Genomic DNA, 24,729 nt, shown 5'->3' on the forward strand with positions numbered 1-24,729 from the left:
CTACCTGTAATTTTGTATAATCAGATTAACTGATTTAAAACCCATATATTCATTAATATCTATATTAAAGGCAATATCAATCATTATATCATTTTGAATACCTTTATATAGTTTTTCAAGCTCTTTTATGCCAAATTTGTTGATAATATAATCTTCAAACTTGTCTATTTCTCCAAAGTATAAACCATCTAAGGCTACCTTATTATTTCCACAATGTAACTTGAGCTTTAATACATTCCCTTTTTCCCCTAATTTCATAGCTCTTAATATCTTTACGTTTTTTTCAGCAAATAAAGGCTTTTCATTGCTTTTCCCATAAGGTTCAAGAAGTTTTAATTCTTGTGCTAATTCAATTGTTATTTCACTTAATGGAAGCTGCATATCTAAATATATTTTCCTTACTAAATCATCTTCAGCAATATTACTATCAGAGTTCAATTTCTCTCTTAAAACATCAATCTTTGATTTTTCAATTGAAAGTCCTGCTGCTAATGGGTGTCCTCCAAATTTAATTAAAATATCCCTGCACCTTAAAAGGCCTTCAAATATATTATAGCTATCAATACTCCTTCCGGAGCCTTTAACACAATCCTCTCCATCTGTCAATATTATTGTTGGTTTATTATATATTTCCTTAACCCTTCCTGCAATAATACCTGCTATGCTTTCATGTATCTGTGCATTATATACCACTAATATGTTATCTTTCTTTAAATCACTACTTTCAATTTCTTCTAATACATCTCTTACACCTTTAACAGTCATATTCTTTCTTTCCTGATTTAATTCTACAAGTTCCTTTGAAATTTTTACAGCTTCTTCTTTATCTCCTGTTAAAAAAAGTTCTACTCCCCTTTTTGCCACATCAAGCCTTCCCGTTGCATTTATGCAGGGTCCTATTATAAATCCTAAATGGTAGGTAGTTATACTTCTGCCATCAAGGCCTGATTCTTTAATCAATTCTTTAAGTCCTATGTTTTGAGTGTTATTAATTATTTCAAGACCTTTTTTAACTATTATCCGGTTTTCTCCTATTAAATCAACAACATCACAAACCGTTGCAATTGCAACAAATTCAATAAAAGATTCTATTTCTTTTCTGTCAATACCTCTCTTTTTATAAAGTAATTCAATAAATTTATAAGCAACTCCTGCACCACAAAGCCCCTTAAAAGGATAGCTACAATCTTCTTGTTTTGGATTAATTATAGCATCTGCACAGGGCTTTATATATTTTCTTTTACCATTTTCATCATCTTCAAAAGGTACATCATGATGATCTGTAATTACAACTTTAATTCCTCTATTTTTGGCATACTCAATAGGTTCTATGGCAGATATACCATTATCACAGGTTATTATAGTTGAAACTCCTTCTTGTATTACCCTATCTATTATGTTTATATTTATTCCATATCCATCATTTATTCTATGGGGTATCTCATATATAACATCAGCTCCCAATCTTTTTAAGGCTTTATAAAGTATATAGATACTTATAACCCCATCAACATCATAATCTCCTATAATGGCAATTTTCTCATTCTTATTAATGCTATCTATTATAATATCAGTACCATTATCATTATCTTTCATAAGTTCTGGATTATTCATATATTTCATATCAGGATTTATAAAAATTTTTGCACTCTCATAATCTATTATTCCCCTGTTTAGCAATACCCTACAGAGGACTTCACTTATTCCTAATTTCTTTGAAATATTAGTTATATCTGCATTTATATTTCTTAACATCCACTTTTCCAACAGAGCCAACCCCCTGCATATTATATTCTACACTATTATAATATCAGGAATATAAATATGCAAATTAAAAGAGCCATGTAACTGGCTCTTATGCAATCTTTCCTCTTTTTTCTAACATCACCCAGATTGGGCTTGCAATAAATATTGATGAATAACATCCACTTATTATACCAACTATCAGTGGAAGAGCAAAATCTTTGATTGAAGAAACGCCAAAGATATATACCGCAGTTATTGTAAATAATGTAGTTAAAACTGTATTTATAGATCTTGAAAGGGTTTGAGTAATACTTGCATCTGCTGTAATAGCAAAGCTCTTATATTTTCCTAACCTTCTGTTTTCTCTAATCCTATCGAAAACAACTATTGTGTCATTTATTGAATAACCAAGTATTGTAAGCATAGCTGCAATAAAGCTGCTATTTACAGGTATCTGTAAAACTGCATAAACAGAAACCATAACGAGAAGGTCATGCAAAAGTGCTATAATTGCTGCAACACCTGATTTTAATTCAAATCTAAAAGATGTATATATAAGTATACCTAAAGTTGCAACTATTGATGATGTTATAGCCTTTTGTCTTAATTCTTTTCCTATTGATGGTCCTATTCTCTTAGTAGCTTCACGTGCAGTATCATCAAGTTGATACTTTGCCTTTATTTCATTGAAAAGCTGTGCAATTTGGTCATCAGTAAAATCTTTACTGCTTATTTCAACTTTCTTACCTTCAAGTATCTCTCTTGCTGATGCTTTTGGATCATATTTTGCTGCTATTTTTCTAATATCCTCAACATTAAAATCCTTGCCTATCTTTATTGTAACTACTGTACCACCCTTAAAATCAATTCCATAATTAAGGTCTTTTATAAGCCATGTACCTACACCTATTATAATTATGATTAATGAAATACTAAACCATAACTTCCATCTCTCAACTATCTTAAACATCTTTTCCATGTCGCCACCCCCTATTTAACAGACGGTCTGTAGAAATTCACATTAGTAATAATTCCTGAATTAACAAAGGATTTTAGCAGGAATCTTGTTATAGTTATTGCAGTAAATAAGCTGCATAAAACACCTATATTTAAAGTTAATGCAAATCCTTTTACGGAACCAGATCCTAAGAAATAAAGCACAAATCCAGCAATAAGAGTTGTTATCTGTGAATCAAATATAGATGTAAATGCCTTATGGAAACCTAAATCTACAGCTGTCTTTAGGGATTTTCCAAGGTTTAACTCTTCCTTTATTCTTTCGAAAATAAGTACATTAGCATCTACCGCCATACCTATTGAAAGCAAAAGCCCTGCTATTCCTGGTAGTGTTAATGTTGCTTTTATTGATACAAAAACCAAAACAGTTAATATCATATAAACAACAAGGGCAAGATCCGCAATTAAACCTGGTATTTTATAATATAGGAGCATAAAAATCATTACAAGGGAAATACCTATTACTGCTGCCTTTTTACTTGTTGGAATAGCTTCAGCACCAAGAGTTGGCCCTATAGTTTCAACTGTAGCAGCACTTAATTTTATAGGCAATGCACCGGATTTTATAATACCTGCAAGTCTCTTTGCTTCTTCAACATCCTTACTTCCTGTAATTATAGCTTCTCCGTTTGGTATAACTTCTTGAACTGTAGGATTTGAAACCATATCATCATCCATATAAATTGCAATCTGCTGTCCCTTAAACTTTGCAGTAGCCTCTGCAAACTTTTTAGCTCCATCATCCTTTAACTTTAATTGAACAACTGGCTGATTATTTCTTGAATCAACACCAACAGTTGCATCAGCAACATCTTTACCTGTTAAAATTACATTATTATCAGGTCCTATAAATTTAAGTTCTCCTGTCTTTCCAATTGCATCAAGGGCATTCTTAGCATCGTAAATTCCAGGAATTTCAATTCTTATTCTATTCACTCCAGGAATTATAGCAACTGTAGATTCTTTAACACCAAGATTATTTATTCTAAGATCAAGAAGCTGCCTTGTTCTTTCAAGATCTTCCTTTGAAACTTGTCCAATAGCTTCCTCTTCAATATATACTCCGCCCTTTAAATCAAGACCAAGTGAAAGTAAATTTTTTATAGGTCTTACTTCATAATTTCCTAAATTAAGGCCGTTAAGTAATGTGTAGGCAAAAAATAAAATTAAAAATGTACTGATTATAAATGCGAGCATACCTCTTTTTCTCATACGCATCCCCCTTTTCACGTTGCTATGTTCTATTATACATCTATAGACATTTTAAGTCAACTTAACAGATTTATTCAACACTGTTATTTTCTGATAGTTTAATTTTTATTGCAATTGCACATTCAATTCTCTTTTTCATCATGCTGCATCCTAACTTATAAGGCTTATATATATCCTCATTGAAATTATAATTGTTTGCCTGGCATCCACCACTGCAGTAAAATCTTGCCCAACATTCAAGACAATCTGTCTTGTTATATATATGTCCATTTTTAAACTCATTAACTATTTCTTTATTTAAAGTGCCTTCAAAAACATTACCCATATTGTATTTTTCATTTCCGACAAACTGATGACATGGATATATATCTCCCTTTGGAGTTACAGCAACATATTCATGGCCTGCTCCGCATCCTGATATCCTTTTATATATACAAGGTCCTCCATTTACATCTATCGCAAAATGATAGAATTTAAAGCCATTTCCTTCTCTATTTCTTCTTATTATCTCATCAGTAAGCTTATCATATTGCTCAAAAATCTGTGGTAAATCTTCCTCCTTTAATGCAAGAGGGTTATCATCAGGAAGGACAACTGGTTCTATTGAAATCTCTTTAAATCCTTCATCAGCAAGATGTAAAACATCGTTATAAAAATCAAGATTTTCATGGGTAAAAGTACCTCTTACATAATACTGCTTTCCTTCTTTTCTTCTTGAAATCATATCCTTAATCTTTGGCATTATGTCCTTATATGTTCCTGATCCATCTCTTCTTATCCTTATTTTATCATTTACCCTTTCTCTTCCATCAATGCTTAAAACAATGTTCCCCATATTATCATCTATATATTCCATAATCTCGTCATTTAAAAGAGTTGCATTTGTTGTTATTGTAAATCTAATATTTTTATTATATTTTTTTTCTTCTTCCTTTGCATATTCTATTATTTTTTTTATAACTTCAAAATTTAATAAAGGCTCTCCTCCAAATAGATCTATCTCAATATTGCGCCTTGGACCTGAATTTTTAATTACAAAGTCTATCACTTTTTTACCAACATCAAAGCTCATAAGCTCACTTTTACCATGATAATTTCCTTCTGAAGCAAAGCAATATTTGCATCTTAAATTACAGTCATGAGCTATATTAAGGCATAAAGCTTTTATATATGATGGTCCTTCGCCATTTAAAATAACGTCTTTATATATATCTTCAGTATATAACATTTTTTCTTTCTTCAAATATTCAATTTCCTCAATACCTTCTTCAATCTCATCTTTAGAATATTTATCTTTTAAAATTCTATATATTTCCTCTTTGTTTTTTGCTTCATAATGATCCAAAATATCATACACTACATCATCTACAACATGTATTGCTCCACTGTTAACATCAATTACTATGTTTAAGCCACATTGTTTATACTTATGAATCTTCAACTTTGCACCTCCTTAAAATAGTACTTTTTTATAATAATATAAACTTAAAAATAAATAAAGCAAAAATATTTAAAAATTTAAAAAGCAGTAACTTTTATGTTACTGCCATTTTATTTACTTGCTTTCACATTCAAGATTTGCAACTGTACAGGAAGTTTTGCATGCTGACTGGCAGGAATTTGCACATTCTTTACATCCTGGCTTATTTATGCTTGACTTTAATACTCCATAATTTATTGTCTTTATATGTTTCATGTTAAATTCCTCCTTTAGCTACTTAATTATATTATTAATTTAACTACTAAATTATAACATACAATATATTATTACTCAATACTTACAGCAGGTATTATAATAAATTAATCTTTACTTGCAATGGTTATTCCTATAATTCCAGCAAGAGCACCAACAATTAAGGACATTACAAACATTATAATATAAGATTTAAAATTAAGTCCTCCTCTTTCTGCAAGCAAAGCAATAATTGCAATTAAAATAATATAAATTCCTCCAATTAAAGCTCCATGCAAAAATCCTTTGCTTCCTACTTTATAGGAACCATATATTGATGCATAACATATACTTATAATCGTAATTATCCACACAATGGTTTTCATATAATCCTGATTTAAATTTGAGAAAAAAAACACTAAAGATGTAATTAAAAGAAGTATTATTGAAAGTGCTATACCTCTCATTACTGCTTTTAGGTATATAACATATAGCTTTTCCTTATCTTCTTTTTCATACATAAAATCCACCCCCTAAAATATATATGAGGGTGATTATGAATATATGTATCATTCATTATTTTCTTCTTTATTTTCTTCTTTTTCAAATACAGATGATACTGAATACTTTGCCATACTAATTTTAACTTTATCAGGGCCTGTTTCAAGTATTATGGAATTTTCATTCATGTCAATTATTTTTCCATATATCCCTGATCTTGTCATTACATTATCTCCAATCTTTAAACCTTCAATCATATTCTTTAATTTCTTCTGTTTTTTCTGCTCTGGCATTATTAGAAAAAAATAAAATACTCCAAATATAAGAACCCAAAGTAAAATGTTTACTCCTCCCTGCATTTATTGCACCTCCAATATATTATTAATTATTATTATAACCAAATTTTGCATAGAATTCATCTCTAAATTCTAAAATGCTATCCTGCATTATTGCTTCTCTAATTTTTTCCATAAACCTTATTGTAAACCTTAAATTATGAATTGTAGTAAGCCTTGCACCTAAAATTTCTTGTGCCTTTAAAAGATGTCTTATATAAGCCCTACTGAAATTCTGGCATGTATAGCAATCACATTCTTCATCAAGAGGTCTAAAATCCTCAGCATATTCAGCATTTCGAACAACAAGCTTACCCTTACTTGTAAACACTGTTCCATTTCTTGCAATTCTGGTTTGAAGAACACAATCAAACATATCAATACCCCTAATTACTCCTTCAATTAGGCAATCTGGACTTCCAACTCCCATAAGGTATCTTGGCTTGTTTTCTGGCATTAAAGGTACAGTCCAATTAAGAACCTCATACATTATTGGTTTTGGCTCTCCTATACTAAGACCACCTACAGAGTATCCTGGAAAATCAAGTTTTATCATTTCTCTTACTGCCTCTTCCCTTAAATCTTTAAACATTCCTCCTTGTATTATTCCAAAGAGTGCCTGCTTTTCAGTATTTTTATGGACTTTTTTACATCTTTCAGCCCATCTAATTGTTCTGTATAACGAATTCTTTGTATAATCATAATCTGCAGTGTAAGGTGGGCATTCATCGAAGGCCATAATAATATCAGCCCCAAGAGCATTTTCAATTTCAATTGCTTTCTCTGGAGATATAAAATGTTTTGAGCCATCAATGTGAGATTTAAAGGTCACACCTTCTTCCTTAATATCCCTAAGTTCACTTAAGCTAAAAACCTGATATCCTCCACTATCTGTTAATATTGCCCTGTCCCAGTTCATAAAGCTGTGAAGTCCTCCAGCCTTTTCAATTAGTTTTTCTCCTGGTCTTAAATAAAGATGATATGTATTGCTTAATATTATTTGTGCCCCAATACTTTTAAGTTCATCTGGAGTCATAGCCTTAACTGTAGCCTGAGTTCCAACTGGCATAAATACTGGAGTGTCTATAGTCCCATGAGGTGTATGCAGTTTTCCAAGCCTTGCACCTGTTTTTTCACATTTTTTTATAAGTTCATATCTTATAGCTTCCATATTTGTCCTCCTATTTTAAATTATAAGCATTGCATCTCCAAAACTAAAAAATCTATATCTTTCTTTAACTGCAATGTTATATGCCTCCATTATCTTTTCTCTCCCTGCCAAAGCACTTACAAGCATAATAAGAGTTGATTCTGGGAGGTGAAAGTTTGTAATAAGACAATCGACTGCTTTAAATTTATACCCTGGATATATGAATATATCTGTCCAACCGGATTTTCCATGAATTATTCCATTATCATCTGCAGCAGTTTCTAATGTTCTACAGGAAGTTGTTCCCACTGCAAAAACTCTTTTATTTTTCTTTTTGGTTTCATTTATAATCTCTGCTGTCTTATCATCTATAATGTAAAACTCTGAATGCATTTTATGGTTTTTAATATCCTCAACCTTAACAGGCCTAAAAGTTCCAAGGCCTACATGAAGGGTAACGTAAACTATTTTAACTCCCTTCTTTTCGATTCTGTCTAAAAGCTCCTTTGTAAAATGAAGCCCTGCAGTTGGTGCTGCAGCAGAACCTTCAACCTTTGAATATACAGTTTGATATCTTTCTTTATCCTTAAGCTGCCTTTTAATGTATGGAGGAAGAGGCATCTGCCCAAGTTTATCTAATATCTCTTCAAATACACCATCATATTCAAACTCTATTATTCTTCCTCCAGCTTCTGTATTTTCTAATATAGTACATTTTAATTCTCCATCTCCAAATAAAAACCGTGCCCCTATTTTAGCTTTTTTACCTGGCTTTACAAGGGTTTCCCATCTGTTTTTATCTATTCTTTTAAGAAGCACAAATTCCATTTTAGCACCAGTATCTTCTTTAACTCCAAAAAACCTTGCAGGAATAACCCTGCTGTTATTTAAAACAAGGCAATCTCCTTCATCCAAGTATTCAACAATATCCCTGAAAATCCTGTGTTCAATTTTTCCATCTTCTCTATGGAGTACTAAGAGCCTTGATGCATCCCTTTCTTTTAGTGGCTCCTGAGCTATTAATTCTTCTGGAAGCTCAAAATAAAAATCATGTACCTTCATATTGTCACTCCTTAGTATGTTTTTTACCTAAATGTTCATAAGCAAGTTTAGTTGCTATTCTTCCCCTTGGTGTTCTGCTTATAAAGCCTATCTGAAGAAGGTATGGTTCATAAACATCTTCTATAGTATCATTTTCCTCACCTATTGAATAAGCAAGAGTATCAATTCCAACAGGCCCTCCTGCGAATTTATCAATTATTGTTAAAAGTATTTTCCTATCGATATTATCAAGTCCAAGTTTGTCTACCTCAAGTAAATCTAATGCTTCTACAGCAGTTTTATAATCAATAAATCCATTTCCTCTAACCTGAGCATAATCCCTAACCCTTTTTAAAAGCCTATTTGCAATCCTTGGAGTTCCTCTTGATCTTCTTGCAATTTCTAAGGCTCCTTCATCATCAATTCCAATTCCAAGTATTTTTGATGACCTTTTGACTATCAATGAAAGCTCATTAACATTATATAGCTCAAGCCTACATATTACTCCAAACCTACCTATGCTCCTAAAGGTGAAGTTAACATTCCTGCTCTTGTTGTTGCTCCTATAAGAGTAAATTTGGGAAGGTCTATTCTTATAGAACGTGCACTTGGTCCCTTACCTATTATTATATCCAAAGCATAGTCTTCCATTGCAGGATAGAGAATTTCTTCTACGCTTCTATTTAGTCTGTGTATTTCATCAATAAACAAAACATCCTTTTCTCCAAGATTTGTAAGTATTGCTGCAAGATCTCCGGGCCTTTCAATTGCAGGACCTGAAGTTATTCTTAAACCGCATCCCATCTCATTTGCTATTATACTTGACAATGTAGTTTTCCCAAGTCCTGGAGGTCCGTAGAGTAAAACATGGTCTAAAGATTCTCCTCTGTTTTTAGCAGCTTGAATAAAAATCGAAAGCTTTTCTTTTACATTTTCCTGGCCTATATATTCATCAAAGCACTTTGGCCTTAGGCTTCCTTCAATATCTATATCCTCAAATTTAAGCTCTGAGGTTATAATCCTTTCATCCATTTACATCACCTAACCTCTCATTAAAACCTTAAGTGATTTTTTAACTATATCCTCAACCTTTAAAGTTCCATCATCTACCTGTTTTATAGCTGACGCTGCTTCACTTTTTGTATAACCTAAAGTCATTAATGCTGCCAAGGCTTCCATACTTTCATCTTCAACTTTTACCTCTTCATTCTGTTTAATGAAATCATAATCCTTAAACTTATCCTTAAGCTCAAGTATAATTCTTTGGGCAAGTTTTTTACCAATACCCTGAGCAGAAGATAAAGTCTTCTCATCACCTGTTATTATTGCAAGTATAAAATTTGATGGTGAAATACTGGATAAAATAGAAAGAGCCGCTTTAGGGCCAACTCCCGAAACGTTAATCAGCATTTTAAATATGCTTATCTCTTCATGGCTTATAAAACCATACAACACTATTGCATCTTCTCTAACATATTGATAAGTATTTATCTTTATAATTGCATTTTTGTTTTTCACTTTTTCTATATCGCTTAAAGGCATATATATCAAATATCCTATTCCATTATTATCAAGTATAATATAATCATCTCCAACAGTTTCAACTGTGCCTTTTATATAAGCTATCATAATTCCACCTCATTTTATTCTAAACATTTCTCCTGCATGGCTTGAATGTCCGTGACAAATTGCAATTGCTATGGCATCGGCAGTATCATCTGGCTTTGGAATCTCTTTTAAATTAAGTATAACTTTTACCATCTGCTGTATTTGCTTTTTTTCAGCTCTTCCATATCCAACAACTGCCTGCTTTACCTGAAGAGGAGTATACTCATAAATGTCTATGCCATTTTTTTGTGCACAAAGCACAGCTACCCCCTTGCCTGTCCAACTATTATAGCAGTTTTTGAATTTTGATTAAAGAAAAGCTCTTCAAAGGCAACAGCATCAGGTCTATATTCTTTTATTATATCTTCTAATGAATTATACAATATTTCAAGTCTCCTTGGCATACTATCCTTGTTTGAAGTAATTACAGATCCATAATCAACTACTTTAAACCTATTCCCTTCGTAATCTAAAATCCCATACCCCATTATAGCAATTCCAGGGTCTATTCCTAAAATTCTCATAAGATCCTCCTAACGAAAGCACGTTCGTCTATTATTATATCATTATTTTTAAACTTTTTATATAAATCATAACATATTTTTATCATTGGTGAAAACTAAAAAGCCTTGACCTTTGCACTTTAATGCAAAACTCAAGGCTTAAATAAATTTTATTAAGAGTTATAATCTTCTTCTATCAGGTTTTCTGCTTCTTCTCTTGTTTTAAAAACTTTACCTTTAATTACTTCTTCTTTCTCTTGAATAGGCAAGTCCTCAACCTTTATCTCTGTTACTCTAAGGAGAGAAAGACTGTTGTCAACTTCAACTTTAAATATTGCCACGTAACCATCATTATCCTTGACAACATAGCAGTTAGCAGGCCATTTATCAGATATCTCCCTTGAGATTATAACCTTTTTTTCTTTTTCTGGAGAAAATTTAATTATTATATAGCCTAAATCTTTAAAATAGTTTTCCGCAGCATATATATCCATTCCTATAATATTTGAAGATGCTTTTTCGCTATATTCATCAATAAATATGGTGCCCTTTGTATATCTATCCCTCTTAATTATAACAGTAGACTCATTTATCAACTCCGATGAAGGAATTTTTACAGTTTCCTTTACAGTACTGTCAGTAATTTTAATAGGATTAGTCTCATTTTGCTGGCTTTTTTTCATATATTGAAGAATAGTAAAATATCCTGCAATAAAGCTAACTGCTAAGGTACAAGTTAATATTATTATATAGGCTAAACGTCTCTTTAGCATAATCTTTCCTCCTCTCAGAGGATATTATGCCCACTTTTTACCTTTTTATTCAACAAAATAAAATTTTATTCTTCTCCCCATCCTTCAGGAAAATTTGCGTTGTGCCAAACGTTTTGCACATCATCATTATCTTCAAGAAGATCAATTAACTTTTCAAGTTTTGTAGCAGATTCATTGTTTAATTCTACTGTATTATTTGGTATCATAGATATTTCTGCTGATAAAAATTCAATTCCATTACTCTCTAAAGCTGATCTTACAACACTAAAATCAGAAGGAGCTGTTATTATTTCATAGGTTTCATCCTCTGAAGAAAAGTCCTCAGCACCAGCATCAAGAGCCATCATCATAAGCTCGTCCTCATCAATTGAATCCTTTTTCTCAACAACAAGCAAACCTTTCTTTTCAAACATCCAGCTAACACAGCCTGTTGCTCCAAGATTTCCTCCATGCTTTTCAAGAAGATGTCTAACATCACTTGCTGTTCTATTTCTATTATCAGTAAGTGCTTCAATAATCATTGCAACTCCTGATGGACCATAACCTTCATATACTATTTCTTCATAGTTTTCTGCATCTCCTTCACCAGATGCCTTCTTTATTATCCTCATTATAGTATCCATAGGCATATTGTTTGATTTTGCCTTTGCAATACAGTCACTAAGCTTAGAATTTGACTCCGGATTGGGTCCGCCTTCCTTTACAGCAACAGTAAGTTCTCTTCCAAGCTTTGTAAATATCTTTCCTCTCGCAGCATCAGCTTTACTCTTCTTTGCTTGTATATTATGCCATTTTGAATGACCTGACATTTTATATTCCTCCTAACCTTTTTAAATACCATATTAAATATGATAATATAAAAGATTCTATACTTTTCATTTAAAAATATTAACACAATAAATTTATCAATGCAATATAATACATAGAAAAAGCCGCGTTAAGCGGCCTTTTTTACTTTAATATTGAATTTAAATCCTTTACAAGGGAGTCAACATCTATTCCATGAGCTAGAGCACCCTGCTCTAAGTTTTCAAATCTTGCTGCCATTCATCCAAAACAGCTCATGCCATATTTTACGAAAACATCAACAGTTTGAGGATATTTTGATACTATTTCTGTTATGCTCATATCCTTTGTTATCATAAAAATACCTCCTAAATTTTATGTCAAATAGATAATATCTATTTATTATTATTTAACTATTATAATATCAAATAGAATTTAATAGGTCAACAAAAAAACAAAAATAAACCCCTATGTATTAAAAACATAGGGGTTTATAATAACACATTTTATGTATTACTTCACAATGTTTATTTTTTTATTTTTGCATTTAAATCCTCAACAAGCTTGTTAACATCTATTCCGTGTGCCATAGCACCCTGCTCTAAATTCTCAAACCTTGCTGCCATACAGCCAATACATCCCATTCCGTAAGATGCAAAAACTTCCACAGTTTCAGGATATTTTGATACAATATCAGTTATAGGCATATCTTTAGTTATCATAGTACACCTCCAAATTATATAAACAATTTACTTTAGATTATGATATACTAATTAATAGTATGTATCAATTGTTATAGATATTTTCTATAGTATGTTTTAAATGCATAATAATGTAGAGGAAGGTCGATATGAAAAATATATCATGGGATGATATATCTAAACTTTCTGATTCAGAAATTACATATCTTCTTTATCTGGAAGGTAAAAGCATAGATGTTATATGTAAGATTAGAAATTTAGAAAAATCAAAAGTTGAAAAACAAATAATTGAATGTAAAATAAAATATAGAATATTTGAAAATTCAAAGTCAGAAAAAGATATAATAACAAAGCTCAAAAAATGTTTTAAAAGCGAACGCTTATCGATTATAGAACTGCTCCAAAAAGAAGATAAAGAAAATCTTGAAAATTATGTTATTAATAACCTTTTTAATTGTTCAAAGGAGGACTGCTCATTTTATATATGGTTATTGGGAGAGCTTAAAAGTAAAAGAGCTGTTCTACCAATATGCGCTTTTTTAAAAAGTAACGATGGAAATATAAAAAGGATTTGCTGTTCTGCCCTTGGGAAAATAGGAGATGTTTCTGCAGAAGATGCCTTAATTTCATGTTTAAATGATGAAAAACCTCAAGTAGTACAGTATGCAATAAAATCCCTTGGAAAAATTAAAAGCAAAAAGGCTCTTCCATACTTGAATAAAATTATAAATACTAAAAATCAAAAAGAATATATTATAAATTCAGCTATTTTTTCTATTAAAGAAATAATAAAGGGTGATAAGATTGACTAAACAGTTTTATACAGTCTTAAATAAAGTTGAAGTATCCTTTGAAGAAAAAAAATCTATTTTTATATGCAATATTAAAAGAGTTGAAAATGAAGATGATGCTTTAAAATTTATAAATGAAATCAAAGACAAATACAAAGATGCAACTCATAACGTTTATGCGTACATTACAAACAATGGCATATCAATGAGATATTCCGATGATGGTGAACCGCAAGGAACTGCTGGTCCTCCCGTACTTGAAGTTTTAAAGAGGGAAAAATTAAACGATGTTGCAGCTGTTGTTACAAGATATTTTGGAGGCACACTGCTTGGGGCCTCTGGTCTTATTAGAGCCTATAGCACATCTTGTAAAATGGGAATAGATGCAGCTAAAAAAGTAATGCGTAAGGAAGGCTGTATATTTGAAATGACATTTGACTATGATAAATATGGTAAGATTCAAAACTATCTTCAAAGGAAAAACGTAATAATAAACAATTCCGAGTTCCTTGAAAAAGTAAAGTTAAATATTACTTGTTTTAAAGATGATTTTGATAAAATCCGCTATGATATGATTGAATTTATGAATGGGAATGATATATGTAACTTAAAATATGATATAATGTGTTATGTAGATTCTGATAACAAAATAATGGAGGTATAATATGGATATATCTGAGTTTAAGAATAAAAAAGTATGGGCTGTAGTCGGAAACATACACAATAAAGATAAATTTGCTTATAAAATATATAAATTCCTTAAAGATAAAGGCTATACTGTATATCCTGTTGATCCAACTGGTAAAAATGTTGACGGTGAAAAGACTTATACATCATTACTTGAGCTTCCTGAAGTACCAGAATCCGTTAATATGGTTATAAACCCTGTAAAAGGAATTGAATATTTAAACCAAATACATCAACTTGATATAAAATACCTTTGGTTTCAACCTGGAGCTGAAAGCATGGAGCTTGTTGAAAGAGCATTAGCAAACAATATAAATGTAGTTTATAATAAATGTGTTCTTATTGAATTTTAGTAACAAAATAAGCCCACAATGATATTTTTTATGTGGGCCTATTTTTAATTCTCTTTTATAAGCTCAATTAAGTTCAAAAGCTGTTTTACCATTTTTTTGTACAACAAAACATCTTCCAAGATAAAAGTCATTTTCGTCTTCAGGATAAGTGCTATAGAATATAAGATCATTATCAACTTCATATATATAAAGAAGTTGACCTTTTGCAATCTCATAATTTTTCTTACCATTCAAATCAGTGTTATACAATCCAGTTCTATCAACGCTATCTATATAATAGATATTGCCGTTTACTTTAAAGCTTGCAGCCTTAACACCAATAATACTTTTTTCCTTTGTGTCTATTTTCATTTTATATATTTTCATATCATCATCTGCATTAGTATAATAAATATATTCATTGCTTATATCAAAATTTCCAATCCATTCATATCCCGTATCCTTTAAAATTCTGTTATTTACTATTTTCTTTCCATCTTTATATAAGCATAAGTCCTTTTCATTTATATAAAATACAGAAGAATTTACAACTTTAAAATCATATATTCCTCCAGATACTACCTTGCATTTATTTGTCCCGTCAATTTTTATTTTGTATATTCCATCTCTTTGAAGAAAATAAATATAGTTATTATATAATATTTTTTTGAAGGAGTTAAAATACATTTGGCATATTTCTCTCTCCCTATAGGTTAGCTTCATTTCCTTTCCATCTATACTAATCTTAAAAAAATTAAACCCAGAAAAATAATATATATAACCATTTAATAAATAAAATCCATCAGAAATATCTAAACTTCTTTTAGCAATGCAAATCTTTCCTGTACCATCCCTATTTATCCTATATAATCTGTTTTTATCGCTTTCATTTATATAATAAATAAATTTACCATCCATAATCATCCCAGATAGGAGCATACCATCAGTAAAAACCCTATCTTTAGTTATTTGCTTTTTATCCTTTCCATCAACTCTAACCTTATATATTAATCCATCATTTTCACTAACATAATAAATGTATCCTTCATTCACAAAGTACATCTTTGGCATTAGAAGTTTTGTTTCATTATAATTTTTTGATATCATAGTTTTTGCCAAAGTATTAAAATTCAGATAGACTGAAATAATTATAATTAAAAAAAACCCAACCTTTTTACCCATACCAATTACCTCATCAAATGTATTTTTCTTTTTAATTATATTCTTTAATGAGTAAAATATTCCTTCAATTTTTAGTAAGCCAATCGTACACAAAATTACAATATATATTTACACAACTTTCCAATTACATACTTATACTAATATTTTTCTCCCCCATATCTTAAGTTGAATTTTAAAATCTGATATAAAAAATTATATTTTAATAACATTTTTTATAAATAAAAAAAAGCCGACAAATACCGGCTAAATACTATATTCAACAGCTTTTCTATTTTTATAGTATACTGGAGTTAATTTTAAATCCTTTATCATTTTCAAAGCTTCATTTAAATTCTTTTCTATATCAATAGCTTTATGACTGTCTGATCCAATAGTTACTATCTTTCCTCCAAGTTCTTTAAACCTTTTATATATATTATAAAGATTTTCATAAGCTACTTTATCCTCAAGCCTTCTTGTATTTATCTCTATTGATATATCTCTTTGAGCCACTATTTTTAAAATTTCGTCAATAAAATCTTTATAGTCGTCATAATAAATCTCTTTATCTTCAAATCTGCCGTATCTTGCTATATAATCTATATGTCCAAGGCAGTCAATAAAATCATAGATTTTAATGTTTTCAAGCATACACAGGAAATATTCTTCATAAGCCTCCTTTTTATTTTTTCCAACATAATATTCATCATAAAAAGGATCAAATCCATTTACAACATGAAGAGAACCTAATACATAGTCAAAAGGACTATTGAGGGCTATTTTCTTATTCTCATTTTTATAATCTTTTGTCATTCCTATTTCAATTCCAAGAAGGAGTCTGTCATTTCTATATTTTTCATACTCATTAAAATACTCTTTAACATCAAAGGTAAATCTTCCATCTTCACACAATCCTAAATCCATGTGATCTGTTATAATAACTCCTAATTTTTTTTCATTTAATACTTCAATTGCTTCATTTATACCCATATTACAATCACTAGAAAAGCTCGTATGAACATGACAATTAAACATATATATAACCTCCAAATTCCCGTACTATAAATAAAGTATACAGCAATGCTTTATATATGTAAAATTATTCTTTCTAAAAATATAAAATTAAGAATAATATATCCCTTATGAAAAATACTATAAATGTAAAATTATTTTGGAGGTGATTATATGGCCAATCAAATTAACCGTAGTATAGGCTGTAATGTTACAGAATGTAAATATCATGCTCAAAACGAACCATACTGTTCACTTACAAGAATTGAAGTTACTCATCATGAAGAACCTGCAAGAAGAAAAGAAAGTACAGATTGTCACAGCTTTGAACCAAAGTAATTAATAAAGAACCGGCTCTACCGGTTCTTTATTAATTTAAATAAAAGCTATTTGTTTTGTTTAGGCTTTAAAATTTTAATGCTGCATTTTGAAATTAATCCTTTAAACTCTGCTATTATTTCAACAATTGTATCCTCATTTACAGTTTTTGCAGTAAAGGTTCCATTGTCAATTTTTCCATATTTCTCATTTACTTTGAAATTTATAAGGCTATTATCTATATCATAAGCATTTCCATAAAGGTCATAGCCAATTACTGACAATACTGTACTTGTTCCTGGTGTTACATTTAACAATTTAGAGCTTAAAGAAATTCCTGAAGGAACTACATCCTTTTGATCTACTACCATAATCCTCATCGTGGTACTTTTACCTAAAACACTTAAGCTTATATTTGCTGTACCGGGTTTTAAAGTAGTTATTTTCCCGAACTGGTCTACTGATACTACCGATGGATTATCAGATACCCAATTTGAATCCATCTCTCTAAAAGCTGTTAATGGTATTATATAATCACAGCTTAGCAAAGTAAAATCTCCATACATATTTAGCTGTTTCTTTGTTCCAACAGGAAGAATTATCTGCCCTGTTTTATCCTTTAAAGAATCTAATATTGATATACTCTGAACTATTGGTACAACCTTTTTATATACACTACTGCCAGCTACATTGAATTTTGTATAGGATAAAAATCCTCCATTGGCAGGGCTTACATATCTCTTATTTCCTCCGTTACCATCGACTGTGTAGACAACTCCTCCAACACTCCAACTCTTAAAGGCATGTAAATGCCCAAATACTACATTTATATTTTTTGAAGGATTTTTTTTCTTATAATCGCTTAATATACTTTCAAGCTTTGCCGCATCACCTGCAACCATCTGATGACCTGTATTAAAATAATCCTTTGTTGGAACGTGTGTATATATAAATATGTTCGTCTTATTCGTTTTATTAAGAACCCTTTGAAGATAGTCAAATTGCATAGAATCAGATGCTGTAATGCTCTGCCCAATTGCGCTGTTTAAAGAAATAAACAGTGAATTACCAAATTCAAAACTATAGGTTGGTGATCCAAAGTATTTTATATAATTATTAAGATTTCCAGACATAGCTTCATGGTTACCTGCATTAAACATTATTGGCTTATTTTTGATAATTGAAACCTCATTTTGTGCGTCTTTCCATTCTTCTTCAGAATCTGTATCAACAAGATCGCCATTTTGTATAATAAGCTCTGAATTATCATTATTTATAATATTATAAAGTTCATAAGCATACCCATCATCATGGCTATCAGAAATAAAGGATACAGTAAAATTATTAGGATTTAAAGGGCCTTTAATTGGTTCAACTGTAAACTTTACTACATTTTGTTCTGAAGTATTACCTGCTTTATCCTTTGCATATATAACTAATCTATGTTCTCCCTTTGTGAGATTTTCAGTAAGTGCATACCCCCATCCTGAACTACTATCATAATAAGTAGACAATCTCTTATCATCTAAATAAACAAATATATCAGAATTATTAACTCCAGAACGGTTATCCTTTATATTAAAACTTATTCTTGGAGTTACTGTTTTTATAATTGAGCTATCAAGTGGAGTTATGTTGGTAATTGTAGGGCTTTCAATATCCTTATCAAGATCAACAATAAACGTCCTTTTAAAAATTGGATTGTTTTTGTTTGAAAGCTTATCAGAAGCCTCAACCTCAAAAGTATGAGTTCCCTTTGATAAGTATTTTGCATTATAAGTCAAAACACCTGTTGACTCATTGAAAATTGCTGAAACTACCTTTCCATCTAGTCTTGCTACTATTGAATTTTTATTAATCCCCGATTTATCCTTTATAGTTACTGATATTGTTGTGCTACTGCTATATACACTGCCACTTGGTTTAAAATCATAAAACTCAGGTCCTTTGAAATCTTCATTATCAGTATATGTAAATCTTATATCATCAAAATATACTGTACCTTTATAATTTAAATTTTTATCACATTCTACCATATAAAAATAGTTTAGGGATATTGGTAGAGGCATATCTGATGGTATATCTGCATCAACATACTTCCAACCAGTCCAGTTGATTCTTTGGACAATATCAATTGTTCTGCTATTTGATTCTCCATCAGTTAAAACAACCCTAAGCCATGGTGCATGGCCATCTCCATAAACCCACATTCCTATTTTTTTAGGTCTTACATAAGTAGTATAAAGTGAATTAATATCATTTCCATTTTTATCTTGAAAGGTAGGTCTTATATTAATTGTCCCATTATATTGTTTTGTCCAATTTTTGTAATCATAGCTTACCTTTAAGCTGTACTTTCCATTTTTTGATACCTGTGATGTGATTGTACCTGTCCCTCCAACATATCCATCAACAGTATAACGTTTTAAATCAGCATGTTCAAAATTATCTATAACTGTAGAATCCTGCCCAACAATAATCTGAATTGTTGCTTTAAGACCTCCTGCTTCAGCTGTTACAGTACCGTTTCCTTTCTTAGCTTTTACTGTTAAAAGTCCATTTGAATCAATAGTACCAATATCACCTGAAATACTCCATTTAGCAGTTGAATTACTAATTATAACAGGTATCTCTCCATCACATTTTGCACTTAGATTAAACTGTTTTTTTGCGCCAGCTTGAAGCAGTATCGGACCACTTTCTGTAAAGCTTAATGCATCAAGATTTTCAACAACGTTAACATTTGCTTTTCCAACTGCATTTTTTAATGTCGCTATAACACTTCCATTTGCAGTTTTTGAGCCTGCCTTAAAATTGCCATTAGAATCTATTTGCCCTATACCACCCTCCGTTGTCCATGTTATGTTGATTTTTGTTAAGTTTACAGGATTGATATTAGTATCTACTCCCTTTAAATTGAATTTAAATGTCGAATTTTTATATATAGTAATATCCTTGTCTACTACTATATCCCCTGCTTCATAGGTTTTAGAACTTTTGCTTACAAAAAGAATACCATTAGTAATTGCTCTTTCTCTGCCATCTGAGGGCTTGTTTACAACATCAATAAAATCATTCCCATACAGCCTTACGTTCATCTGAGTTGAACCGCCACCATCTAAAGCTGCAGCTACAACTGCTCCCATATTTAGCATGACATTTGCCATCTCAGTAAATGTTATTCCATCACTAATTCCCGCAGAAGGCTTACCATAATCAACAGTAACAGCAATAACCTTTTTATCCTTTGTAATTCCTATGGCACTCCTTGCTTTTCTTGAGGTTACATGGGAGTATGCTGCCCCATTTTTAACCATTTCATCAACAGTTAATGCCCTTCCATCCTTTACAATATAGGCATAGGTTCCAACAGCCTCTACTATTCCCTTTTTATTAAAATCAAATTTTATTTTAATCTTGTCCCCTTCTTTTACATGGGATTTAACCCAATCAAACTTAGTTCCATTACTTGCAATTATAATACCATCATCTGGAATTTTAATGTTTTTACTTCCTATTCCCAATGATTCAACAACACCTTCATATTCTACTCCAAGCTTAATAGGTCCTTTTATTCCTCTAACAATCGTAAGTGCTCCATTTGATGCATAGCTTGAAAAATCTATTTTCTTATATTCATTTATCTGTGAAGTCAAAACTATAATATTATCCTTAAAGCTTTCCCTGTTTATATTATATATATCTACAGTTTCTCCGCCTGCAGTTAATTTTCCTTCCATATATATATTTTCAATAAATGGGCTTTTGTTGCTATCTATTCCAAATACAGGATATATCTTTTCCTCACTCCTTGCAAAATATCCTGCAAGAAGTGCACCTTCCTTTATCTGTGGGCCTGTACTTACACCAGTTGTCATACTAAACATATCTGCATTAATACCAGCAACAACGTTATTACCTTTAAATATCTCCCTTTGTATCTGCTGGCTTAATGTGTCGTATTTATTTACTACATCCTTTGCCTTTGAGAATATCATATCTACATCATTATCATTTAAATCTGCCGTAATTATATTCATTCTCTGCTTTATATTATTTGTTGTATATATCTGCTTCTCAATATATGTAATACCCTTTGCAATTGGTTTATTATAAAGTTCAATCTCAACACCTGGTGCAGCTTTAACCTCCTTTATATTTCCATTAAAAATTCCTGCTACAAAAAGCAGGCTTGTAAATAATGAAATAAATCTTTTTTTCTTTGCCATTTCATCACCTCTCCCAATTAATTTCTTAAACATTTACAAAATATTCTTAAATACCTTTTTTAATTAAGACGGTAAATATTTATTCATAGTTCCAAAAAATAAGGGCATAAATTTGCCCTATTCAAATACATTAATTATATTATTAAATATATCTTTGTTTTCTTTAATTTTAGTTTCACTTCCAAGAACGCATATATATTCATGTTTCATAACATCATGAACTAATCTATCAAAGCTTTTTATATCTGCTACAGTAGTATCTAATACTTCATTTCTTTCCTTTTGTAAATCTTCATAAGTTAAATGAGTTATATAATTAATATCTGCTCTTTCTGCTTTTCCAGAAGGAGTTAGAGGATAATCTAATCTTCCTATTGTTCCTATAATATACTTTGTCATCTCCCTTTTATCTGCATCAAAATTATTTAAATATTGAAAACTACTATTGTATACATTTAAAGTTTCTTTAAGGTTAGGATCACGGTATGATACAAACACAAAATTACCTGACCTATCAAACCTCATAAAGCCTCCATAAGCTCCACCTTGTACCCTTACTCTATTCCATAGATAATCCCCTGATAATATAGTTCGCAATACCTGCATTCTTCCAGTATATCTATATCCTTCTTTTATAAAATTATATCCTTTTGCAACATACTGAACATTACCAGGAGTTAAAAGCCCTTCATTTTTAGGTTCTAATTCAAATTCATATTCAACTGGTTTAAATTCTTTGTTTCCAATATAATTTAAAATCTTACCTATATTTTCTTTAAATATGCTATAATCCTTTTCTTCACATGTAACGCTAATAATAAGATTTCCTTTATTAAATATAATATCTGATGCTTTTTTAAGGTTTGATATAATTACATCCGACATAGAATCAAAGTTTTTCTCAATATCTACAATGAACTTATAATAGCTTAATCCAGAAAGCTTTTCTAAGTACGCTCCTACTTTTGAAAAATAGGACATTACCCTCATAGATGCTATAATATGTCCTCCGTCAAATATTCTCATCTCGGATCTTGATTTAATTTCCTGGATTATTTCTTTTAGTCTTTTTTTATCATTAAAATCAGTCTTCCCAGCTATTTCTCCTACAAATTCAACAAGTTTTGGTATTTTATCAGAAAGAGCCTTAGATTTTACAATAAGCTGCGGATAAAATTTGTCTAAGCTTTCTTTTTCTTGGTATGCATCAACTCCAAACCTTATGCCTCCTGTATTTATGTTTATCTCCTTTGCCAGTTCTGAATAACTATATTTTTCAGTACTCATTTTCCCTAAAACGTCAGATAATAGTGAAATATATGGTAATACATCATAAGGTACTGCACTTGTATTAAAAAGAAAGTTTATATAGAATATTTTGTTAGTAAATATTGGGTGAAAAAGAACTTTAACTCCCTCAATTGATTTTTCTTCTATAGGAATTATTTCTGCTTTAGTATTTATATCTTTAATTGAAAGCAAAGGAAGTTTTTCTAAATTTTCCTTTGAATCCGGCTCCTCCTGTCTCTTTTTAAGGGATTTAGTCTGTTGAATAACTATTTCTATTTCTTCTTCGCTCATATTATTTTTAATATCAGCAAGTTTTCTTTTGATTTCCTCTACCTTTTTCTCAGCAAGCCCCTTCTTAGGTACAAGTGCCAATATTAGGCTATGAGTATTATTTAAAAGATACTTTTCTATTAATTTTTCAAAATAATTCGTTTTTATGTTTTCTTTAAGCTTTTCGATTATCTTACCATATTGAAGATGAAGGGCTGGATTTTCATCGTAAAGCCAGCTTTCCATAAGTTTTATATCATATAAAAGCCCCTTAGGCATTCCTTCTTCTTCTGCTTCCCTCATCTCAAACTCCTTTTTGTTAATCGATGCCTCAATAAGCTTTTTGTCAATTCCTTCTTGAACAAGTTTACTTAACGTTTTAAATACAACATCTTTAAATTTATTCTTCATTTCAATATTAGAATTCTTAACTATTATGCTAAATACTGGCTGCATTATGCTGCTATCATATTGCCCAAAAACATCTTTTCCTATCCCTTCTTCTATAAGAGCTCTTTTTAATGGAGCTGCTGAAGTTTCAAGTAAAAGATGTTCAAGAATATTAAGTGCAAGATGGCTTTCAGCATCTGTTGATTTTCCAGTAACAAAACTCAAACTTAAAAAGGTTTTATCTTTTTCGTCTTCATTTGGAGTTATTGGGTACTCCAATACCATATCCTTCATAGAATCGAAGGGTTTTTGCTCTTTTATACTTGAATCTATTTCTATAATATCAAAGTCCTTTAGATAATTCTCATTTAAAAATTCAAGTTCCTTTAAAGTATCTCCATTTCCATAAAGATAAATATAGCTATTTGAAGGATGATAGTATTTTTTATGATATTCAATGAATTTTTCCTGAGTAAGGTTTGGTATAAAGTCGGGATCTCCTCCTGACTCATTACCATAAGGGCTATCTGGAAATAAATTCTGCTGAATTCTTCTAATAAGTAAGGATTCAGCTGATGAAAAAGCTCCCTGCATCTCATTATATACAACGCCTTTGTATATCATCTCTTCATTTTTATCATTAAGTTCATAATGCCATCCTTCTTGCATTAGTATTTCTGGATATTTATATATGTTGGGATAAAGGACTGCATCCATATAAACATCCATTAAATTAAAAAAATCTTTTTCATTTCTACTTGCAAAAGGATACATAGTTTTATCTGAAAAAGTAAATGCGTTAAGGAAAGTATTTAAAGATCCTTTTAAAAGCTCAACGAATGGTTCTTTTGATGGAAACTTTCTTGAACCACAAAGAACTGAATGTTCAAGAATATGTGGAAGGCCTGTATCATCATAAGGAGGAGTTCTAAATCCTATTGAAAATACCTTATTATCATCATCATTAATGAGTTTATAAAGCCTTGCACCACTTTTTTCATGAAAGAACAAAAGTGCTAATGAATTTATTTCTTCAATATTCCTTTTTTCAATTAACTTAAAACCATTATAGACTTTTCCAACTTCAAAATCCATAGTATTGCCCCCTTTGCATGTTTTATAAATATGCCTTACATTATAGTTATATCTTCTCCTATTTTCCACATTTATTTTATGAATGTATATTGATTTTATACCATTATTTG

22 protein-coding genes and 2 pseudogenes are annotated in these 24,729 nt (G+C 30.6%); 4 read left to right on the top strand and 20 right to left on the bottom strand.

The features are described 5' to 3' along the window. The 16 genes and pseudogenes from recJ to FDN13_RS03290 all read right to left on the bottom strand — a co-directional run bounded on the left by recJ (position 1) and on the right by FDN13_RS03290 (position 13,066). Complete coding sequence (gene recJ / locus FDN13_RS03215) at positions 1–1,770, bottom strand: single-stranded-DNA-specific exonuclease RecJ (protein ID WP_207670933.1); 1,770 nt, start codon at positions 1,768–1,770, stop codon at positions 1–3. Positions 1,771–1,855: 85 nt separating this feature from the next. After that, positions 1,856–2,716: a protein translocase subunit SecF gene (gene secF, locus FDN13_RS03220; protein ID WP_138981010.1), complete on the bottom strand. Its 861-nt coding sequence runs from the start codon at positions 2,714–2,716 to the stop codon at positions 1,856–1,858. 20 nt (positions 2,717–2,736) lie between these two features. Further along, complete coding sequence (secD, locus tag FDN13_RS03225; protein WP_138978877.1) at positions 2,737–3,975, bottom strand: protein translocase subunit SecD; 1,239 nt, start codon at positions 3,973–3,975, stop codon at positions 2,737–2,739. Between the two features lie 70 nt (positions 3,976–4,045). Then, positions 4,046–5,416 carry a thioether cross-link-forming SCIFF peptide maturase gene (gene scfB / locus FDN13_RS03230; RefSeq protein WP_138978878.1) on the bottom strand — a complete coding sequence of 457 codons (1,371 nt, stop codon included), beginning with the start codon at positions 5,414–5,416 and terminating at the stop codon, positions 4,046–4,048. A gap of 114 nt (positions 5,417–5,530) precedes the next feature. Further along, complete coding sequence (gene scfA / locus FDN13_RS03235; protein ID WP_138978879.1) at positions 5,531–5,671, bottom strand: six-cysteine ranthipeptide SCIFF; 141 nt, start codon at positions 5,669–5,671, stop codon at positions 5,531–5,533. Positions 5,672–5,775: 104 nt separating this feature from the next. Next, complete coding sequence (locus tag FDN13_RS03240; RefSeq protein ID WP_138978880.1) at positions 5,776–6,168, bottom strand: TIGR04086 family membrane protein; 393 nt, start codon at positions 6,166–6,168, stop codon at positions 5,776–5,778. Positions 6,169–6,216: 48 nt separating this feature from the next. Further along, positions 6,217–6,507 carry a preprotein translocase subunit YajC gene (gene yajC / locus FDN13_RS03245; RefSeq protein WP_138978881.1) on the bottom strand — a complete coding sequence of 97 codons (291 nt, stop codon included), beginning with the start codon at positions 6,505–6,507 and terminating at the stop codon, positions 6,217–6,219. Between the two features lie 22 nt (positions 6,508–6,529). Beyond that, complete coding sequence (gene tgt, locus FDN13_RS03250; RefSeq protein WP_138978882.1) at positions 6,530–7,654, bottom strand: tRNA guanosine(34) transglycosylase Tgt; 1,125 nt, start codon at positions 7,652–7,654, stop codon at positions 6,530–6,532. A gap of 15 nt (positions 7,655–7,669) precedes the next feature. After that, the gene (gene queA / locus FDN13_RS03255; RefSeq protein ID WP_138978883.1) at positions 7,670–8,695 is read right to left on the bottom strand and encodes a tRNA preQ1(34) S-adenosylmethionine ribosyltransferase-isomerase QueA; all 1,026 of its coding nucleotides are present in this window, start codon (positions 8,693–8,695) and stop codon (positions 7,670–7,672) included. Positions 8,696–8,699: 4 nt separating this feature from the next. Then, a pseudogene (gene ruvB / locus FDN13_RS03260) lies at positions 8,700–9,706 on the bottom strand (Holliday junction branch migration DNA helicase RuvB). 9 nt (positions 9,707–9,715) lie between these two features. Then, positions 9,716–10,303 carry a Holliday junction branch migration protein RuvA gene (ruvA, locus tag FDN13_RS03265; RefSeq protein ID WP_138978884.1) on the bottom strand — a complete coding sequence of 196 codons (588 nt, stop codon included), beginning with the start codon at positions 10,301–10,303 and terminating at the stop codon, positions 9,716–9,718. Between the two features lie 9 nt (positions 10,304–10,312). Continuing rightward, positions 10,313–10,806 (bottom strand): annotated as a pseudogene (gene ruvC, locus FDN13_RS03270) (crossover junction endodeoxyribonuclease RuvC). Positions 10,807–10,958: 152 nt separating this feature from the next. Beyond that, the gene (locus tag FDN13_RS03275; RefSeq protein WP_138978885.1) at positions 10,959–11,558 is read right to left on the bottom strand and encodes a hypothetical protein; all 600 of its coding nucleotides are present in this window, start codon (positions 11,556–11,558) and stop codon (positions 10,959–10,961) included. A 65-nt stretch (positions 11,559–11,623) separates the two neighbouring features. Continuing rightward, on the bottom strand, positions 11,624–12,367 hold the full coding sequence (locus tag FDN13_RS03280; protein WP_138978886.1) for a YebC/PmpR family DNA-binding transcriptional regulator: 744 nt from the start codon (positions 12,365–12,367) through the stop codon (positions 11,624–11,626). Between the two features lie 142 nt (positions 12,368–12,509). Continuing rightward, complete coding sequence (locus FDN13_RS03285; protein ID WP_138978887.1) at positions 12,510–12,701, bottom strand: DUF1858 domain-containing protein; 192 nt, start codon at positions 12,699–12,701, stop codon at positions 12,510–12,512. A 170-nt stretch (positions 12,702–12,871) separates the two neighbouring features. Then, a complete protein-coding gene (locus FDN13_RS03290; protein ID WP_138978888.1) occupies positions 12,872–13,066 on the bottom strand; it encodes a DUF1858 domain-containing protein in 195 nt (64 codons plus the stop codon). 128 nt (positions 13,067–13,194) lie between these two features. On the opposite strand from FDN13_RS03290, the gene FDN13_RS03295 reads away from it, so the two are divergent. Genes FDN13_RS03295 through FDN13_RS03305 form a run of 3 tightly spaced genes read left to right on the top strand, consistent with a single transcriptional unit; the run spans position 13,195 to position 14,876 of the window. Continuing rightward, the gene (locus FDN13_RS03295; RefSeq protein ID WP_138978889.1) at positions 13,195–13,857 is read left to right on the top strand and encodes a HEAT repeat domain-containing protein; all 663 of its coding nucleotides are present in this window, start codon (positions 13,195–13,197) and stop codon (positions 13,855–13,857) included. After that, positions 13,850–14,500: a YigZ family protein gene (locus FDN13_RS03300; RefSeq protein ID WP_138978890.1), complete on the top strand. Its 651-nt coding sequence runs from the start codon at positions 13,850–13,852 to the stop codon at positions 14,498–14,500. Before FDN13_RS03295 ends, FDN13_RS03300 begins: the two co-directional genes overlap by 8 nt. Before the next feature lies 1 nt (position 14,501). Then, positions 14,502–14,876 (top strand): CoA-binding protein, encoded by a 375-nt coding sequence (locus FDN13_RS03305; protein ID WP_138978891.1) that lies wholly within the window; start codon positions 14,502–14,504, stop codon positions 14,874–14,876. 63 nt (positions 14,877–14,939) lie between these two features. Here the strand turns inward: FDN13_RS03305 and FDN13_RS03310 are convergent, their stop codons facing one another. Both FDN13_RS03310 and FDN13_RS03315 read right to left on the bottom strand, forming a co-directional pair. Next, positions 14,940–16,037, bottom strand: coding sequence for a DUF5050 domain-containing protein (locus FDN13_RS03310; protein ID WP_168190058.1), 1,098 nt, complete (start codon positions 16,035–16,037; stop codon positions 14,940–14,942). A gap of 243 nt (positions 16,038–16,280) precedes the next feature. Further along, positions 16,281–17,051 carry a histidinol phosphate phosphatase gene (locus tag FDN13_RS03315; RefSeq protein ID WP_138978893.1) on the bottom strand — a complete coding sequence of 257 codons (771 nt, stop codon included), beginning with the start codon at positions 17,049–17,051 and terminating at the stop codon, positions 16,281–16,283. A gap of 150 nt (positions 17,052–17,201) precedes the next feature. Here FDN13_RS03315 and FDN13_RS03320 point away from each other — a divergent pair, with 150 nt between their 5' ends. Beyond that, a complete protein-coding gene (locus FDN13_RS03320) occupies positions 17,202–17,366 on the top strand; it encodes a DUF1540 domain-containing protein (RefSeq protein WP_138978894.1) in 165 nt (54 codons plus the stop codon). Between the two features lie 47 nt (positions 17,367–17,413). Here the strand turns inward: FDN13_RS03320 and FDN13_RS03325 are convergent, their stop codons facing one another. Then, on the bottom strand, positions 17,414–21,574 hold the full coding sequence (locus FDN13_RS03325) for a phosphodiester glycosidase family protein (RefSeq protein WP_168190059.1): 4,161 nt from the start codon (positions 21,572–21,574) through the stop codon (positions 17,414–17,416). 117 nt (positions 21,575–21,691) lie between these two features. Beyond that, positions 21,692–24,619 carry an insulinase family protein gene (locus FDN13_RS03330; RefSeq protein ID WP_138978896.1) on the bottom strand — a complete coding sequence of 976 codons (2,928 nt, stop codon included), beginning with the start codon at positions 24,617–24,619 and terminating at the stop codon, positions 21,692–21,694. Positions 24,620–24,729 lie beyond the last annotated feature (110 nt).

Source organism: Caloramator sp. E03, from assembly GCF_006016075.1.
In the GTDB taxonomy this organism is placed as follows: domain Bacteria; phylum Bacillota; class Clostridia; order Clostridiales; family Caloramatoraceae; genus Caloramator_B.